Source organism: Zhengella mangrovi (assembly GCF_002727065.1).
GTDB lineage: Bacteria > Pseudomonadota > Alphaproteobacteria > Rhizobiales > Rhizobiaceae > Zhengella > Zhengella mangrovi.
Window position 1 is genome coordinate 103251 of the sequence record NZ_PDVP01000009.1, and the last position, 18396, is coordinate 121646.

Genomic DNA, 18396 nt, shown 5'->3' on the forward strand with positions numbered 1-18396 from the left:
ATGCGTGGAAAGAGACCCGGCCGCGGGGGAACGGCCGGGTCAGGTTCGCGGGACTGCCGGAGGGGATCCGGCCTGCGGTCATGGGGTGCACGCAGCGCCCGCGGGTCAGCGATCTCAATGATCGGGGCAATTCCGCCTTTCGGTGAAACAGCGGAATTGCCGTGGGATCGAGTTCCTTGCGCAAGTCCCGACGCGGAAACCGGTGCCCGCTTTCACTGGAATTGCCTAGTGGATATGCCGCGCGGCCATCTCGGCTGACAGCAGGCGCTCGTTGCGCAAAACCGAAAGGCGGCGCGTCGGGTCCTCGCTCCAGCGGCTACCGCCGGCATCAAACAGGTCACCGCGGGTAATGCCCATGTCCGCCAGTTCGGAGTCGCTGAGCCGGTAGAGGTCGACGAGGCGCGCGCGGTGTTTCCAGTTCCGGACCACGGTTGCCACGGTGGCCGCAGCGCGCGCAACGGCGCGCGAGACAGCGGCGAAGCGAACGGGGGCAACTGCGGATTCATGCAACGTGGTCATTTCATCATCTCCTTTTGACGACCGGAACCAAGGCGCAAGGCTTCCGCTGCCCCGGTCCAAGGCCCGGGGGCAGCCGGCAGGTCACTGGCCTTCCGGAATGAATGCACAATGCGCCACGGGAATTGATAAGTCGAACGAATGTTTCTAATGTCATCTTTCAACTTCATTGATGGAACGTGCCATGCCCGCTGCGCTCGACCTGGACCAGATCCGTACCTTCCTTGCCATTGCCGAGACCGGCTCCTTCACCGAAGCGGCACAGATCGTGCACCGCACGCAATCCGCCGTGTCGATGCAGATGCGCAAGCTGGAAGACCGGGTCGGCAAGTCGCTGTTCGAGAAGGACGGGCGCATGAACCGGCTGACCGAGGATGGCGAACGGCTGACCGCCTTTGCGCGCCGCCTCGTCCGGCTCAACAACGAGACGCTGGCGGCCTTCGACGACAACCAGCTCGCCGGGCACCTGCAGATCGGCGTGCCGGATGATTATGCCGAGCGGTTCCTCCCCGAGATCGTCGGACGGTTCACCCGCACCAACCCGAAGGTGGAACTCACCGTGCTCTGCGAACCGACCTACGGGCTGATCGAGCACATCAAGCGCGGCCACCTGGACATCGCGCTCATTTCCCAGACCGATCCCGACGGATCGATGGAAATCGTGCGGCGTGAGCCGCTGCTCTGGGTGACCTCGGCGGCCCATGCGACCCATGAAGAGCCGGTCCTGCCGCTGGCCGTCGGTCGGCCGTCCTGCACCTGGCGGCGCCGGGCAGTGGAAGCGCTGGACGCCATGGGCCGCGATCACCGCATCATCTTCAACAGCTGGTCGGCCACCGTCATCGCGGCGGCGGTGCTGTCCGGCCAGGCCGTATCGCTGCTGCCGGAATGCGCGCTGCGGCCTGGCATGCGGGTTCTCGGCGAGGCGGACGGCTTCCTGTCGCTCGGCGAAACGGGCATCGCGGTGATGCGCGGGCGCACCCGCCACCCTGCCCTGGTCGATGCGCTGGCGAAGCATATCGCCGAAAGCCTTGACAACCTGTCGGTTCCCGGCGCGCTGGCCATGGCCTCCGCAGAACTTCCGGGCTCCAACGGGACGGCCCGGACGTCCCGCCTCCGGCCCGGGCACATCCTGGCCGGCTGGTGAGCCAGCTTGACTCCGCTGACCTGCGCAAGCCCAATGCGGCCATGGCAGACGAATCACGATCCAACGCGACCGAGTTCACCGTCTCGGAGATTTCCGGTGCCCTGAAACGGGTCGTCGAAGACGCCTTCGGCAATGTCCGCATCCGCGGCGAGATTTCCGGCTATCGCGGCCCGCACTCTTCCGGCCATGCCTATTTCGCGCTGAAGGACGACCGGGCGCGGATCGAGGCGGTGATCTGGCGGGGCGTCTTCCAGAAGCTGCGCTTCAAGCCCGAAGAGGGGATGGAGGTCATTGCCACCGGCAAGCTGACCACCTACCCGGGGTCGTCGAAATACCAGGTCGTGATCGAAAGCCTGGAACCGGCGGGCGCCGGCGCCCTGATGGCGCTGCTGGAGGAACGCAAGCGCAAGCTTGCGGCCGAAGGCCTGTTCGATGCCGGGCGCAAGCAGCTGCTGCCGTCGCTGCCGCGCGTCATCGGGGTCGTCACCTCGCCCACCGGCGCAGTGATCCGCGATATCATCCATCGCATCACCGACCGGTTCCCGGTGCATGTCGTGGTCTGGCCGGTCCGCGTGCAGGGCGAGACCTGCGGGCCGGAAGTGGCGCGGGCCATCGCCGGCTTCAACGCGGCGGAACCGGGCGGCGCGGTGCCACGGCCGGATCTGATCATCGTCGCACGGGGCGGCGGCAGCCTTGAAGACCTCTGGGGCTTCAACGACGAGGTGGTGGTGCGCGCCGCGGCGGCGTCGCAAATCCCGCTCATCTCGGCCGTCGGCCACGAGACCGACTGGACGCTGATCGATCTCGCCGCTGACGTTCGCGCGCCAACGCCGACCGGAGCAGCCGAAATGGCCGTGCCGGTGAAGACCGACCTGGAAGCCTCGCTCGCCAACCTGGCGGCGCGGCACGCCGGCGCCATGCGCCGCGCCATGGACCGCAAGCGCGAAGCCGTGCGCGCGGCCGCACGCGCCCTGCCCCAGGCCGACCAGTTGCTGGCCATGCCGCGAAGGCGGTTCGACGAGGCCGCGATCAACCTCGGGCGGATGCTGCGTGTCCACGTGGAGCGGAAGAAGGCCGGGTTCGAGCGGGTCTCGGCACGGCTGCGCCCCCAGGCGCTGGAGGCGCGCGTCCTGCAGGCGCGGCGCGACCTGAGCCGGCTGGAGACCGCACTGCCGCGCCTGGCCGGCCAGGTGTTGGCTCGCAAGGCCGAGCGCCTCGAACAGGCCGGCCGGCTTCTGAAATCATTTTCCTACCAGGGCACGCTGGAGCGCGGCTTCGCCCTTGTCCGCAACGACAGCGGCCAGCCGCTCGGCCGCGCCGCCGGCATTCGCCCGGGCGACGCGATGACGATCGAGTTCTTCGACGGACAGATCCGCGCCGGAGCGCTTGGCCCTGCGGGGGACGCGGCTCCTCCACCGGCGCCTTCAAAGAAGACGCCGCCCAGGACGGCGAAGCCGAAAACGCAGGGCGAGTTGTTCTGATCAGGCCGGGGCGGATCTCAGCGCCAGCAATTCGCGCCTGTGATCGCGCATCCGCCTGAATATGGTATAATCCCGGTCGTAGGCCTGGCTGCGGGCCGGGTCGGGCTCGATGGTCGTCGGGGTCCCCATCATGGCGCGGCAGGCATCGGCGAGGCTGCCGTAGAGTCCGGCCGCGCCGGCAGCATTCATGGCGGACCCCAGCAGGACGGCATCGTTTCCCTGCGGAATAGACAGCCTGCAGCCCGTTGCATCGGCATAGAGCGCGGTCAGGATGGGGCTGCGGGCATGGCCGCCGGTCAGGTGCAGCGTATCGATGCGGTAGCCGTGACCGTTCATGTGATCGAGAATCTCGCGCACGCCGAGGGCGATCGCCACGCAGGTCCGCCAGTAGAGCCGGCACAGGCCGTCGAAACTGTCGTCCAGCGACAGACCTGAAATCACGCCGGCCGGCGCCGGGTCGGCGTAGGGCGTGCGGTTGCCATGGAAATCCGGCAGCACGTGCAGGTCGCCGGCCAGGTCCGGCCCCTCGGCTGCCAGCAGGTCGGCGAGGCGCGCGCCGATGCGCTCGTGGGTCGCCGCGTTCGCGGTCAGTCCGCCGCCGAACTGCGTGATCACGTGGTCGAGCAGCGCGCCGGTGGCCGACTGGCCGCCCTCCGACAGCCAGTAGCCCGGCATGGCCGCACCATAATAGGGACCCCAGACACCGGCAGCGGGCCGCTGGTCCGGTGCCAGGCCCATGACGCAGCTCGACGTCCCGGCGATCAGCGCCAGGTGCCGGTCGATGGCCTCGCCAGCCTGTCCGCCGACAGCGCCCAGTGCACCGGCGAAAGCGTCGATCAGACCGGCAGCCACGGTGCAGCCTGTCGTCAGGCCAAGGTCCCGCGCGGCTTCTTCGCTGAGCCGGCCGACCGCGCTGCCCGGCTCGATGACCGGGGCGTCGGCGCCGGTGCGTTCGAAAACATCATCGAGACCGAGCCCGGCAAAGAAATCCGGCTGCCAGCCGCCATCGTGGGCAAGATAGGTCCACTTGGCGGTCAGGGTGCACTGGGAGCGGGCATTGGAGCCCGTGGCCTTCCAGGTCAGGAAGTCGGCCAAGTCGAAGGCCATGGCCATGCGCGACCAGCCGGTGGGATGCCTGCGCTTGAGCCACATGAGCTTGGGCGTTTCCATTTCCGGCGACATGACGCCGCCGATGAAATCCAGTACGCGATGGCCGCTGTCCGTGCATTCGGCGGCCTCGGCCCTGCCCCGGTGATCCATCCAGCAGATGGTGTCGCGATTGTCCGGGCCATCGGGCGAGACCGCGACCGGCCGCCCTTCGGCATCGCGAATGACCAGCGAACAGGTGGCGTCGAAGCCGATGGCACGGATGGCGGCGGCATCGACTCCGGATTGCGCCACGGCGTCGCGCACGCTGATGCAGACCGCGTTCCAGATATCCCCGGAATCATGCTCGGCCATGCCGGCGGCCGGGCGGACCAGGGTAATCGGGTGGCTGGCACGACCCAGCAGTGCTCCGGCCGTGGAGACAATTCCCGCCCGCGCACTGCCTGTCCCGACATCGACGGCACAGACATATTCACTCATCAGGACGCCCTATTCCTCCCGTCCAGCCCTTCCAGAATCGACGGCAGTTCGGTCATGCTGCCGCAGATCGCGTCAGGGTGCAGCGCCGCGACGGCAGATGCAAGCCCTGCCGGTTCGACGTGGGAGCCTCCGACGAAGGCCACCACCTGCATTCCGGCACGCTTGGCGGCCGTGATGCCGGCCGGGCTGTCCTCCACCACGATGCAGCGGCCGGGCTGTTTCTCCATCGCCCGGGCAGCATGGAGAAAGAGGTCCGGGGCGGGCTTGCCGCGCTCGACCATGGTGGAACTGAAAACGTTAGGCTCGAACCGCTCGAGCAGTCCGGTGACTGCGAGCGAGAGGCGAATCCGTTCGGGCTGGCTGGACGAGGCAACGCAGAACGGCCTGTCAAGGCGGCCCAGGGTCTCGGCGATGCCCGGAATGGGTTTCAACTCGTCGCGGAAGCGGGCGTACAGGCGGTCGCGCATGGCTTCGAGGTGAAGATCGGTGACCGCAAGGCCGTTCTCGTTGGCCAGGTCGGAAACGATGGTCTTGACCGAGCGTCCGAGAAAGCGCCGGTAGGCTTCCTCGAGGTCGATGCGGCCACCGGCCTCGGCGATGATTTCCGTCAGGACCGAAATGGAGATCGGCTCGCTGTCGACCAGCACGCCGTCGCAATCGAAAATCACCAGGCCATCGTTCCGGTGGGCCACGCCGTTTCCCTTCCCTGTCCTCGCGCCGAGCGCGATCCCGGCGCCGTGTTTGTCAGCCCGACAGATAGCGGTCAAGGGCGGCGGCCATGCCCTCGGCGTGGATCTGCGCCAGCCAGCGCTTGAACGCATCGGCGAAGCGCGGCTCATCGGCAAGGCTGCCATAGGTGTTGCGCATGGCCAGCCAGGCGCCGGGATCGTCCTTCGCCGCGGCCGCGCGGGCCGTCAGGTCGGCCCAGAACGGGTCGTTCGGCTCCACGGTCGAGCCATCCTCCCGGGTGCCGAGGCAGTAGCGCGCCCAGGCCGCGGAGACGAGCGCCAGGCCCTCCACCGGCGTACCGGCCTTCAGCCCGTCGATGACGGATGGCAGCACGAAGCCGGGCTGGCGGCTGGAGCCGTCGAAGGCGACCCGGCGGGTGGTATCGACGATCGACGGGTTGGAGAAGCGCCGGTCGATCAGGTCGACATATCCGGCCGGCGTCATGCCGGGCACGGGCTTGACGTGCGGCATGATTTCCTCCTGCTCGACCTTGCGAAACAGGGCGCGGACCCGGGCATCCTCCATACAGCCGGAAATGGTCTCGATCCCGAGGATCTCGCCGACATCGGCAATAACCTGGTGGCCGCCGTTGAGGATGCGGATCTTCATGATCTCGAAATCGTGGACATGGTCGGAGAACGTGGCACCCGCCTTGTCCCAGTCCGGCCGGCCGGCACAGAAATTGTCCTCGATGACCCATTGGCGGAAATTCTCGTGGGTCACCGGCACGGCATCCTCGATCCCGAATCCGTCGGCCAGCGCGCGTTCCTTCGGCCCGGTCGCCGGCACGATGCAGTCGACCATGGAATTGGGGAAGGTGCAGTTCGCATCGATCCAGGCGGCCAGGTCGGGATCGGAGAGGCGGGCCAGCGACACCACCGTCTGGCGCAGGATGGCGCCGTTGTTCTGCAGGTTGTCGCAGCACTGGCCGGTGAAGGGGCCGACGCCGCGATCCCGGCGCAGGCGCAGCGCGGCAACGATGGCGCCGAATGCCGTGCGCGGGCGGTCGGGGTTCTGCGCGTCGTGGACGATGTCGGGATGGGACGTGTCGAACCCCTTGGTGGCGGGGTCGATGTAATAGCCGCCCTCGGTGACGGTGAGCGCGACGATGCGGATCGCCGGATCGGCCATGCGCTCGATCAGCGGTCCATTGCCGTCTTCCACGGGCACGTAGTCGATCATCGAGCCGACCACCTCGGCCGACGTGCCGGAGGGATCCAGCTCGATCAGCGTGGTGAGGTAGTCCTGCGCCTTCATCTTGAGCCGCATCTCCTCGTCGTAGGGCCGCACGCCGGCGCCGACGATGGCCCAGTCGGTATTGAGGCCCTGGTCGAAGAGGCGATGCAGGTACCAGGACTGGTGGGCGCGGTGAAAATTGCCGAGCCCGATGTGCAGGATGCCGGGCGTCAGTTTCGACCGGTCATAGGACGGCACCCGGATACCGGCCGGAAGCCTGGCGAGATTTGCGTTGCAGAGTTTCATGTCAGCTCATCCACTGTCCGCCGTCGACGTTGTAGCACTGGGAGACGATGTAATCGGATTCCGGCGAGGCGAGGAACACCGCCATGCCTGTCAGGTCCTCGGCGCGCCCCATGCGGCCATAGGGCACGGCCTCTCCCACTTCCTTCTTCTTCTGGCCCGGCGCCTTGTTCTCGTACCTGGCGAAGAAGGCATCGACGCCGTCCCAGTGTTCGCCGTCGACGACCCCCGGGGCGATCGCATTCACGTTGATGCCATGGCCGATCAGGTTGAGGCCCGCCGACTGGGTGAGCGAGATGACCGCGGCCTTGGTGGCGCAATAGACGGCGACCAGAGGTTCGCCGCGCCGCCCGGCCTGGGAGGCCATGTTGATGATCTTGCCGCCACCGCCGCGCGCGATCATGTGGCGGGCCACCGCCTGCATCGTGAAGAGAACGCCGGCCACATTGATCGCGAACACGCGGTCGTAGTCGGCGCGCGTGATCTCGACGATGGGCGCGGCGGTGAACAGGGCGGCGTTGTTGACGAGGATGTCGATGCGGCCGAGCCCGTCCACGGTCTGCGCCACGGCGGCATCGATGCTGTCCTGCCGGGTCACGTCCATTTCGACGGCGATGGCGGCGTCGCCGATGCCGGCGGCGGCCTGCCGGGCGCGGCCGATGTCGATGTCGGCGATGGCAACGCGGGCGCCTTCCGCGACATAGGCCTTCGCGAAAGCGAGGCCGATGCCCCGCGCGGCACCGGTGATCAGCGCCGCCTTGCCCTTGAGCCGTCCGCTCACAGCGCCAGCCCCTTGTCGTCGAAGCGATGGATCTTGTCAGTCTGGGGTGTCAGCCAGACCGTGTCGCCATGATGAGCCCCGACCTCGCCATCGGCGCGCACCGTGATCGTGCCCAGGCCATCGACTTCGGCATGCAGCATGGTGTCGGACCCAAGGTGCTCGGACACCGTGACCCGGCCCTTCCAGGCGCCCTCGGTGGTCGACAGGTCGATGTGTTCAGGGCGGATGCCAACGGTGGCCGCGTCGCGTCTGCGCGCTTCCTCGCCGGTCAGGAAATTCATCCGCGGCGAGCCGATGAAGCCGGCCACGAAGAGGTTGCGCGGGGTGCGGTAGAGCTCCAGCGGCGTGCCGACCTGCTCGATGTTGCCGCGGTTGAGAACGACGATCTTGTCGGCCATGGTCATGGCCTCGATCTGGTCGTGGGTGACATAGATCATCGTCGTTCCAAGCTGGTTGTGAAGCTCGGAGATTTCCAACCGCATGGTGCCGCGCAGCGCGGCATCCAGGTTGGACAGCGGCTCGTCGAACAGGAAGGCCTCGGGCTCGCGCACGATGGCCCGGCCGATGGCGACGCGCTGGCGCTGGCCGCCGGACAGCTGGCCCGGGCGGCGCTCCATGTAGTCGGTCAGGTTCAGGACGCGGGCCGCCTCGTTCACCTTGGCGTCGATGACGGATTTTTCCGCCTTGGCCATCTTCAGCGGGAAGGCGATGTTCTGGCGCACGGTCATGTGCGGATAGAGGGCATAGGACTGGAACACCATGGCGAGCCCGCGGCGGGCGGGCGCCGCATCGGTGACATCGGTTCCGTCGATGACGATGGTCCCGGAGGTGACATCCTCGAGGCCTGCAATCAGGCGCAGCAGCGTGGACTTGCCGCAGCCGGAGGGACCGACGAAGACGACGAATTCACCGTCCTCGATCTCCAGGTCGATGCCGGGGATGACCTCGGTGGAGCCGAAGGTCTTGTTGACCTTGTTGAGCGTGATCTTTCCCATGGGTGCGGTGTCCTTACTTGACGGCGCCGAAGGTGAGCCCGCGCACGAGCTGTTTCTGACTGAACCAGCCCATGACCAGGATGGGCGCGATGGCCATGGTCGAGGCCGCGGAGAGCTTGGCGTAGAAAAGGCCCTCCGGCGAGGAATAGGAGGCGATGAAGGCGGTGAGCGGTGCTGCCTTGGCCGCCGTCAGGCGCAGGGTCCAGAAGGCCTCGTTCCAGGCCAGGATGATGTTGAGCAGCAGCGTGGACGCGATGCCGGGGATGGCCATGGGCGTGAGAATGTAGACGATCTCCTCGCGCAGGCTGGCGCCGTCCATGCGGGCGGCCTCGAGGATCTCGCCGGGGATCTCGCGGAAATAGGTGTAGAGCATCCAGACGATGATGGGCAGATTGACCAGCATGATGACGGCGACGAGACCGGTGCGTGTGTCGAGCAGGCCGAAGTCGCGGAAGATGAGGTAGATCGGCACCAGAACGCCGGCCGCCGGCATCATCTTGGTCGACAGCATCCACATCAGCACGTCCTTGGTGCGCTTGCCGGGCGCGAACGCCATGGCCCAGGCGGCCGGGATGGCGATGAGCAGGCCCAGCAGCGTGGAGCCGACCGAGATGACGACGGAGTTCATGAAGTGCTTGAAGTAATCCGAGCGCTCCTGAACCGTGACGTAGGCCTCGGTGATCCAGGGCGAAGTGAGGATGTGCCAGGGCGTGCCGATGGCGTCACCTTCCGCCTTGAAGGAGAGGATCACGATCCACAGGATCGGGAAAAAGACGAGGAAGCCGACAGTCCAGGCGACGACGCCGGTGACGGTGGCGCGGGACGTGGAGATCGAACGGGCCATGATCAAGCATCCAGGTTCTTGCCGATCGCGCGCATCAGGAAGATGGCGACGATGTTGGCGAGGATGATGGCGATGACGCCACCGGCGGCGCCAACACCGACATCGTTGTCGATGATGGAATTCAGGTAGACCAGGAACGGCAGGTTGAGCGAGGCCGTGCCGGGACCGCCGTTGGTCGTCACGAGGATCTCCGCATAGACCGACAGGAGGAAGATGGTCTGGATCAGCACCACGACGGTCAGCGCGCGGGTCAGGTGCGGCAGGACGATGTAGCGGAAGCGCTCGAACGCCGATGCGCCATCCATCTCCGCGGCCTCGATCTGCTCGCTGTCGAGCGACTGGAGCGCGGTCAGCAGGATGAGCGTGGCGAAGGGCAGCCATTGCCAGGCGACCATGATGATGATGGAAAACAGCGGTGCCTGGCCGAGGAAGTCATAGCCCTGGAAGCCGAAGGCCTTGGCGATATGGCCGAAGAGCCCGTTCACCGGATTCATGAACATGTTCTTCCAGACGAGCGCCGAGACCGTGGGCATCACGAAGAACGGGGCAAGCACGAGCAGGCGGACAACGCCCTGGCCGAAGAAGGGCTGGTCGAGCAGCAAGGCCAGGAGGATGCCGCCGATCGTGGTGATGGCCAGGACACCGAGCACCAGGATCAACGTGTTGGCGATGGCAGGCCAGAACCGGAAATCGGTGACGAAGTAGTTGAAGTTGTCCCAGCCGGCAAAGCCGGTGCGTTCCGGGTAGAGCAGGTTGTACTGCTGGAACGAGAACCAGAGCGTCATGGCCAGCGGAATGATCATCCAGACCAGGAGAGAGAGCACGGCCGGGGAAATCATCAGCCGGGCCATCGAACGCGTATGCAGGGTTGCCATGACACTCCTCCCCTCCCGCCACGCAAGGGCGGTCGACCAATCGTCACAGTATGCCGGAAAAAGGCGTGGCCCGCCCGCTCGCTACAGGAGGCGGGCCACAGGGACGGGTCGATCCGCGGAGGCCGGGATCGCCCGATGCCGGGCTTACTTGCCGTAACCGGCCCGTTTCATCTCGCGCGTGGCGATCTGCTGGGCGGCCGCGAGCGCGTCGTCAGCCGAGGTGCTGCCGGCGAGTGCCGCCGAGAACTGCTGGCCGATCGCCGTGGCAATGCCCTGGAACTCCGGGATGGCGACGAACTGGACGCCGACATAGGGGACCGGATCGACCGTCGGGTGCTTCGGATCCGCCAGGTTCATCGATTCCAGGGTCATCTTGGCGAAGGGCACCTTGGCGTATTCCGGGTTCGCGTAGAGCGACTTGCGGGTACCGGGCGGCACGTTGGCCCAGCCTTCCTTGGAGGCGACCAGCGCCAGGTAGTCCTTGTTGGTCGCCCAGTCGATGAAGGTCTTGGCGGCATCCGCCTTCTTGGTGCCGGCGGGAATGGCCAGCGACCAGGCCCACAGCCAGTTGGCGCGCTTTTCGATGCCTTCCCGGTTCGGGGCAAGCGCGAAACCGACCTTGTCGGCCACCTTGGAATCCTTCGGATTGGTGACGAATGATGCCGCGACCGTGGCGTCGATCCACATGCCGCACTTGCCCTGCTGGAACAGCGCCAGGTTCTCGTTGAAGCCGTTGTTGGAGGCTCCGGGCGGACCATAGTTGTTCATCAGGTCGAGGTAGTAGTTCAGCGTGTCCTTCCAGGGCTGCTGGTCGAACTGCGGCCTCCAGTCCATGTCGAACCAGCGGGCGCCGAAGGAATTCGACATGGCGGTCAGGAAGGCGGCGTTCTCGCCCCAGCCGGCCTTGCCGCGCAGGCAGATGCCGTAGACCTCGTTGTCCTTGTCGGTCATCTTCGCCGCGGCTTCCTTGATGAAGCTCCAGTCCGGCGCATCCGGCATGGTCAGTCCCGCCTTTTCCATCAGGTCGGTGCGGTACATGATCATGGAGCTCTCGCCGTAGAAAGGCGAGGCGTAGAGGTTGCCGTCAACGGTCAGGCCTTCGCGGATGGCGGGCAGGAGATCGTCGGCATCATACTCGGCCGGAAGGTCGTTGAGCGACACCAGCCAGCCCTTGCTTCCCCAGATCGGCACTTCGTAGGTGCCGATGGTCAGCACGTCGAACTGGCCACCCTTGGTGGCGATATCGGTGGTGACGCGCTGGCGGAGTTCGTTTTCCTCCAGCGTTACCCACTCGACGTCGATGTCCGGGTGCTTGGCCTTGAAGTCGTCCATCAGGCCCTGCATGCGAATCATGTCGCCGTTGTTCACGGTGGCGACGGTAATCGTCTCGGCCTGGGCATTCAGGGCGAGCGCGAAGACGGAGCTTGCTGCGAGCAGCATGGCTTTCAGTTTCATGAATATCCTCCCGAGGATGCTATTGAGCATATGCTAAGCTCATGAGCAATTACTCATCATCGGACACGAAGAGTCAACCCGGAATCCGTGCTGCATCGCACAACAACCCGGCCGAAAGCGGAGCTGCGCGGCAGGTTTATTCTTGATTCAGAAGGGCTTGGGCCGTGGCTTCGTCGGTGATCAAACCGTTGACCAGATGGCCGCGGATCGCGGCTGCGATGCCGGGCAGCTTGCGCGGCCCCTTGGCAATGGCGATAACCGACGTCCGCCCGACATCGGGAATCGGGGAACTGGCGACGCGCTCGTTGATGCTTCCGGCAAGCTTGCCTTCGGCATCGAAGGCCCAGCCGAAGATCTCGCCGACCGCACCGGCCTCGCGCAAGCGTGCGACATCGCCGGGCGTGAGGAAGCCGTCCATGACCAGCGGGGCATCGTCGTCCAGTTCGCCGATGCCGACGAAGGCGACGTCGGCCCGCGACGCCATCTCGACGGTCCGGCGGATCATCGGCTGGGCACGAAGCATGTCGCGTTCCTCGGCCGAGGACGCGATGACCGGCAGCGGCATCGGAAAGGCGCGGGCCGTGATGCGGTCGGTCATGGAGAAGATGACGTTGTAGAAGGCGGCCGATCCGTCCGGCGAGATGTTGCCGGTGAGCGAAACCACCTTGTGCTGCGGGCAGTCGATACGCGGCAGCTGTTCCACAGCGGCGCGAAGCGACCGCCCGGTGCCGATGGCGATCACGATGGGCTCGCTCCTGCGCAGCCAGCGCTCCATCTCGGCGGCGCCGAGTTCGGCGATGCCGATCGTGGAGGACGTGGCCTCGGGGTCGGTGGGAGCAACATCGCAGTACGTGAGGCCGAACCGGGCGACGAGCTGTCGCGCGAGATCGAGGCAGTTCGCGATCGGATGATCGATGCGCACCTTGACCAGGCCCTCGGCCACGGCCAGCGAGACCAGCCGCTGGGCGGACTGGCGCGAGACGCCGAGCTTGGTGGCGATCTGGTCCTGGGTGTTGCCGGCGACATAGTAGAGCCAGGCGGCCCGCGCGGCGTCATCAAGTTTCCGGTTGGTCGTCATCGAGTCATCCCGCTCCCCGCATGACGAAAAGGTATAGTCGGTTTTTCGAATGTTCCAAATGGCCGCGATGGCGCATCAGTGCCGCAGCAGTGTCCCGACCATGATTGGGGAAAGGGGATGGTACGGTTGGGTGGATTCGAACCACCGACCTTTGGAGCCACAATCCAACGCTCTAACCAACTGAGCTACAACCGCACGTGCCGATCGCCGGCGAAGCGTCCATACGCATATTTGCGGCGGGTTTCAAGCACAAATCCGGGAGGATGGAACCCCGGCAACGAAAAAGGCCGGGCAAGTACCCGGCCTCTTCGACTGCTGCTCCGACCGGGAGGACGACCGGAGCCTGGCATGCCCCGCGGCCGGGAGGAGGAGTGCCGTGGGTCATGCTGCCTGCATTCAGGCGACCTTGAATTCCTTGACGGCCTTTTCGAAGGCGGTCTTGGCCGGCTTGGACACGTCCTCGACAGCCTTGGTCGTGACGGACTGCATGTCCTTGGCCTGCTCGGTCGCCATTTCGGTCTGCTTGCGGACGTAGGCCGACTGCAGCTCGACGAAATCGGAGAGCGACTTGACGCCCATCAGCGCTTCCATGTGGGCAAAGCCGGCTTCGGCATTGGCGCGCATGGCAGCGATCGTCTTCATGGAGACATCCTTGACGGCGCCACGGACGGTCTCGACGGAATCTTCAACCATCTTCTGGGCTTCCTCGGCATTCGCCTTCATCTTGGCGTATGCTTCCTGGGTCTGCTCGACGCCCTTCTCGGCGAAGCTGCGCATCTGGTCGGTAGCCTTGGCAGCGTCGAAGGCGGGGAATTCGATGGTTTCAGCGGTTTTGGTAGCCTTGGTCATATCATGATCCTCATAATGTTGACCGGCTCTCGCCGGCTTGTTCATGGGTCGTAATATAGCACTCTTTTTGTGCATTGCAACATTTATTTTGCGCTGCACAAAAATCTCGGCCGATTAACCACTTGCCGAGTTTCCGCCGGTCGCGAACGGGTTGGCGTGTGGACGGTGCGGGCGGCAGGGATTATTAAGAAAGGGTAAAGCTCCCGGGTCGGCGGGGAGACTGTAAAGCAGGGCCGGAGACATGGAAACGGGCGTTTATCCCTTCCTCGACATTGCCGTGAACGACGCCATCCGCGAACGCCTGGCCGCCGGTGATGCCCTCGTCGTGCTGTCTGCCGACCTCGACCGGGTGCTGTGGGCAAACGGGCACGGGGCAATGCTATTCGGCTTCCAGGACCTGGAAGACGCCATCGGGCAGGACAGCGGCCTCCCGGTTGTCGCACGACGGCAGATCAAGGGCCTGCGCGGTTTCCCGGCGCTCGCCGGCGACATGCCGGTCCTGGTCCGCATGGGCGCGGGGCTCGCTTCGCAGACCATTGCTTTCAGCGCATCCAGCATTCGCCTGCCGGGCGGCGAAACGGCCATCCTGCTCGCCATCCCGGCCAGCGCGCGCGGTGCGCAGAACGGCCCGCGGGTGGTTGCGGGCTTCTCAAGCCAGGAGCATCACGCCGCCCTGATCGGCGAAGCCGGCGAGATCCTGGAAAGCTCTGCCGGTTTCGACCGCCTCGGCGTGCGGCCGCAGACCCTCGTCGAGCTCGTTCACGCCGTTGCGCAGGACGAAGACCGGCTGGTGAAGCGCATGATCGACAGCCGGAAAGGGCCGTTGCCAGCCGGGTTTGCCCGCCTCAGCGACGCTCCCTTGCGCCACCTGCTGCTCGCCGTCGAACCCGCCCAGACGGCAGCGGAACCGGCCGAGGACACGCTGTTCCCCCTGGCCGAAGATGGCGGGACGCCTGTTGCCACTGAGCCGGACGAGCCGGAAACAGGCCCTGCCGCGCCTGCCGCGGAATCGGCGCCTGGTGAAGCGGAGAGCCCCGCCACGCCTCGCAGCATTGCCGACGTTGTCGGATTGGCTTTCAACGCTTCGCGCGAAGAGACCGGCAGCACGGCGGCCCCTGACGCATCGCCCGCGGCAGTCCCGTCCACCAGCAACGTGGAAGCCGACCAGCCGGAAGCGGAGCAGACACCCGCCGACCAGGCCGCAGAAGCAGCCGAGCAGCCGGCCGATGCGCCTGTTGCTGCATCCCTGGAGGCGACGGAGCCCGGGAACGAGATGGCGCAGCCTTCGGGTTTCGTCGCCGACACCGGGCCCGAAGCGCGGCCAGCGCGCTTTGTCTGGAAAACCGATGCCGAGGGCCGTTTCACCGCGCTTTCGGAAGAATTTGCCGGCATCGTCGGTCCGAACGCGGCTGATGTCTTGGGCCGCAGCTTCGAGGATGTGGCGACAGTGTTCGGCCTCGATCCGCAGGGCGATATCGCCGGCCTGCTGTCGCGCCGCGATACCTGGTCGGGTCGTTGTGTCTTCTGGCCGCTGGAGGGCACTGCCAAGCGCGCGCCGGTGGACCTGGCAGCGCTGCCGATCTACCGCCGCGACCGCAGCTTCGAAGGTTTCCGCGGCTTCGGCGTCATCCGGCCGGCGGAGGCCGTCGACGATCCGGAGGCAATCGGGCTGGTCCTGGCCGGCGTCGTGGAACCGCTCCTGGCGGACCATGCGCCGGACGCAAGGCCGGAGCCCGGGGAACCCGCTGCCGAGGCGGACGACACACAGGCCGTGCCCGCCGACGACACGCAGCCGGCATCCGAACGGGACGACGACCTGCCGGAAATGGCGCATGACCCGTTCCACGGCGAAAAGCCGGTGCTGGCCGTCGATACCTCGCTGAACCAGCGCCTCAACGACAAGATCATCCGTCTGGCGGAGCATCGCGACAGGCCGGCCGGCAAGCAGCTTTCGCCCGCCGAAAAGGTCGCCTTCGAGGCAATCGGCCAGCGCCTGAAGGATTCGGCGCCAGCGGCGGAGGGCGAGACGCCGAAGGCGCCAGACGACACGGCTGCGCCGAAGGAGAGTGGTGCCGCCGCTGCTGAAACGGGCGAGACGCCGCCGACCGCATCGCAGGCAGAGACGGTTGCGGCTCCGGATGCCGAAACTGTTGCCAGGCAGGCCAATGCAGCGGAGACCGGGACCGCGGAACCCTTGACGTCCGAACCGGAGGCGCCGTCGCCGGCCACGTCGGAGCCCGAGGCCAGAGCGCCGGAAACGGCTGCGCCACAACGGCCGCGCCGGTCGTTCAGCGGCGCGTTCGCAGGCGCCGGGGTTGCCGGGGCAATGTACATGGCGGGCGGATCGGCCAATGCCGGCGCGCGCCACAGCGGCGCAAACGACGACGCGCTGGCGATCACGGCCGCAGGGACCGCGCCGGCGCAAGACCGTCCGGCAGAAATCGCGGCAATCACCGAAGCCGCCGAAGCCGCCGAAGCCGCCGAAGCCGCCGAAGCCGCCGAAGCCGCCGAAGCCGCCGAAGCCGCCGAAGCCGCCGAAGCCGCCGAAGCCGCCGAAGCCGCCGAAGCCGTGCTGCCGGTGTTCCCTGCTGTCAATGCCTATGGTCTCGCCAGGCCAGCCATTGTCGAACCCGCTGCGGTCGCGTCACCCGATAGCGACGACGTGGCGGCAGACGAACGGGACATGGCAGCCGACCCTTCGCCGCAAGCGGACGCCATGCCGGAGACGACGGTTCGGGAGCAAAGTCCCGAAATGGAAGCCCCGGCCGCGCTGGCCGGAACAAAGCCTGTCCCGGGCACGGACACGGATAGCCTGCCCTTCGATACCATGGATGATGCGCCAAACGGCAGCGCGGCGAGCGCAGCCGGGGAGAACGCCGAGCCGGTCGATCAGGCAGAAGACGAGACCGAAGCGCCGACCGGCGATGCGGATGATGCAGTGCCGCCATCCGAAGCGGTGACCGTCGACGAGGCATCGCTGCCGACCCATTTGGCTGCCGGCGATGTCTCGCCCTCGTTCCTCGCCCGCCTCCCGGTGCCGCTGCTGGTGACCCGCAACGGCCGGCTGGCCTATGCCAACAGCGCGTTCCTGGCGCTGAGCGGCCATGGTTCGCTGGCCGACGTGGAGGCGACCGGAGGCCTGGACGCGCTGTTCGGCGACGCCGGTCCGGAAGGACAGGAGCTGCGCCTGGCGAACGGTCAGACGGCCCATGTGCGCACCCACATGCAGAGTGTCGGCTGGCGTGGCGGCAAGGCCATCCTGCTGGCCTTCCTGGACCACCGGGTGCCCGCCGAAACGCATGGACCCGAGGCAACCGTTGCCGGGGACGAACCGGCGGCGCGGCCGGTCAACGCCTTCCAGTCGTCGGACGTGACGTCGGAACTGCAGGCGACGGTGCGCCAGCTCAACACGATCCTCGACACGGCAACGGACGGTATCGTGCTGATCGAGAACGACGGTTCCATCCGGGCCATGAACCGGTCCGCTCAGGCGCTTTTCGGCTACGAGAACGACGACATGGCCGGCCAGGCCTTCACCCGCCTGTTCGCGGTGGAAAGCCAGCGCGCGGCCGGGGACTATCTCTCCGGGCTCGCCGACAACGGCGTGGCCAGCGTGCTCAACGACGGGCGGGAAGTCATCGGGCGGGAATCGCGCGGTCGCTTCATCCCGCTGTTCATGTCGGTCGGCCGGCTGCCGGCGGATGGCGGCTTCTGCGCCGTCATGCGCGACATCACCAACTGGAAGCGCGTCGAGGAAGACCTGACCGAGGCGCGCCGGCAGGCCGAGGAAGCATCGTCGCAGAAGACGCAGTTCCTGGCCCGTGTCAGCCACGAGATCCGCACGCCGCTCAACGCCATCATCGGGTTCTCCGAACTGATGCTGGGCGAACGCTTCGGCCCGATCGGCAACGAGCGCTACAAGGATTACCTGCGCGACATCAACCGGTCCGGCAATCACGTCCTCGACCTGGTCAACGACCTGCTCGACATCTCGAAAATCGAGGCAGGGCACCAGGAACTGTCGCACGAGGCGGTGCCGCTCAACGACGTGCTCGGCGAAGCGGTGGCCATCATGCAGCCGCAGGCGAACCGCGAGCGGGTCATCATCCGCTCGTCGCTGGCCTCCGGTCTGCCCGATATCGTCGCGGACATGCGCTCGGTGCGCCAGATCGCGCTGAACCTGCTGTCGAATGCCGTAAAGTTCACCCCGCCGGGCGGCCAGGTCATCGTCTCGACCGCCTACGAGCCCAGCGGCGAGGTGGTCATGCATGTCCGCGACACCGGAATCGGCATGACGGCGAGCGACATCGAGCACGCCATGAAGCCGTTCAAGCAGCTCAACACGATGCGGCGTACGCGCGGCGACGGCACCGGGCTCGGCCTGCCGCTCACCAAGGCGCTGGTCGAGGCCAACCGGGCGCGCTTCGCCATCACTTCGACGCCGGGCGAAGGCACCATCGTGGAGGTGATCTTCCCGCCAACGCGGGTGCTGGCCGACTGAACCCGACCGATTTGGTCCAGTTTAGAAAAGTTCCAGCTTTTCGGGGATTTGCTTGACCCCTGCCCCGGCTCAAGGCACTCAA

The 18396-nt window shown here is 66.5% G+C and carries 14 protein-coding genes and 1 tRNA gene; 3 read left to right on the forward strand and 12 right to left on the reverse strand.

Translation table 11 applies throughout. From position 1 onward, the window contains the following. Positions 1-225: 225 nt before the first annotated feature. A complete protein-coding gene (locus tag CSC94_RS15065) occupies positions 226-519 on the reverse strand; it encodes a hypothetical protein (RefSeq protein ID WP_099307179.1) in 294 nt (97 codons plus the stop codon). A gap of 181 nt (positions 520-700) precedes the next feature. On the opposite strand from CSC94_RS15065, the gene CSC94_RS15070 reads away from it, so the two are divergent. Then, the gene (locus CSC94_RS15070) at positions 701-1660 is read left to right on the forward strand and encodes a LysR substrate-binding domain-containing protein (protein ID WP_099307180.1); all 960 of its coding nucleotides are present in this window, start codon (positions 701-703) and stop codon (positions 1658-1660) included. A 41-nt stretch (positions 1661-1701) separates the two neighbouring features. Continuing rightward, a complete protein-coding gene (xseA, locus tag CSC94_RS15075) occupies positions 1702-3141 on the forward strand; it encodes an exodeoxyribonuclease VII large subunit (protein WP_099307255.1) in 1440 nt (479 codons plus the stop codon). Here xseA and CSC94_RS15080 read toward each other — a convergent pair whose 3' ends face one another. The 11 genes from CSC94_RS15080 to CSC94_RS15130 all read right to left on the reverse strand — a co-directional run bounded on the left by CSC94_RS15080 (position 3142) and on the right by CSC94_RS15130 (position 13813). After that, positions 3142-4731, reverse strand: coding sequence for an FGGY-family carbohydrate kinase (locus tag CSC94_RS15080; protein WP_165784453.1), 1590 nt, complete (start codon positions 4729-4731; stop codon positions 3142-3144). It abuts the gene before it with no gap. Next, on the reverse strand, positions 4728-5420 hold the full coding sequence (locus tag CSC94_RS15085) for an HAD family hydrolase (protein WP_245408370.1): 693 nt from the start codon (positions 5418-5420) through the stop codon (positions 4728-4730). Before CSC94_RS15085 ends, CSC94_RS15080 begins: the two co-directional genes overlap by 4 nt. A gap of 52 nt (positions 5421-5472) precedes the next feature. Beyond that, entirely contained in the window at positions 5473-6939 is a 1467-nt protein-coding gene (locus tag CSC94_RS15090; RefSeq protein WP_099307183.1) for a mannitol dehydrogenase family protein, read from the reverse strand. A gap of 1 nt (position 6940) precedes the next feature. Beyond that, positions 6941-7717 (reverse strand): L-iditol 2-dehydrogenase, encoded by a 777-nt coding sequence (locus tag CSC94_RS15095; protein WP_099307184.1) that lies wholly within the window; start codon positions 7715-7717, stop codon positions 6941-6943. Then, positions 7714-8712 (reverse strand): ABC transporter ATP-binding protein, encoded by a 999-nt coding sequence (locus CSC94_RS15100; RefSeq protein ID WP_099307185.1) that lies wholly within the window; start codon positions 8710-8712, stop codon positions 7714-7716. The genes CSC94_RS15095 and CSC94_RS15100 overlap by 4 nt, the downstream gene beginning before the upstream one ends. A 13-nt stretch (positions 8713-8725) precedes the next feature. Then, positions 8726-9556: a carbohydrate ABC transporter permease gene (locus CSC94_RS15105; protein ID WP_099307186.1), complete on the reverse strand. Its 831-nt coding sequence runs from the start codon at positions 9554-9556 to the stop codon at positions 8726-8728. Positions 9557-9558: 2 nt separating this feature from the next. After that, a complete protein-coding gene (locus CSC94_RS15110) occupies positions 9559-10431 on the reverse strand; it encodes a carbohydrate ABC transporter permease (protein WP_099307187.1) in 873 nt (290 codons plus the stop codon). A 144-nt stretch (positions 10432-10575) separates the two neighbouring features. Further along, positions 10576-11886 carry an ABC transporter substrate-binding protein gene (locus CSC94_RS15115; RefSeq protein WP_165784447.1) on the reverse strand — a complete coding sequence of 437 codons (1311 nt, stop codon included), beginning with the start codon at positions 11884-11886 and terminating at the stop codon, positions 10576-10578. 136 nt (positions 11887-12022) lie between these two features. Continuing rightward, positions 12023-12964, reverse strand: coding sequence for a sugar-binding transcriptional regulator (locus CSC94_RS15120; protein ID WP_099307188.1), 942 nt, complete (start codon positions 12962-12964; stop codon positions 12023-12025). Between the two features lie 118 nt (positions 12965-13082). Then, positions 13083-13159, reverse strand: a tRNA-His gene (locus CSC94_RS15125). Positions 13160-13360: 201 nt separating this feature from the next. Further along, positions 13361-13813, reverse strand: a complete 453-nt coding sequence (locus tag CSC94_RS15130; RefSeq protein WP_099307189.1) for a phasin — start codon at positions 13811-13813, stop codon at positions 13361-13363. A gap of 241 nt (positions 13814-14054) precedes the next feature. Between CSC94_RS15130 and CSC94_RS24885 the strand changes: the two genes are divergently transcribed. Beyond that, positions 14055-18314, forward strand: coding sequence for a PAS domain-containing sensor histidine kinase (locus CSC94_RS24885; protein ID WP_245408371.1), 4260 nt, complete (start codon positions 14055-14057; stop codon positions 18312-18314). Positions 18315-18396: the final 82 nt, after the last annotated feature.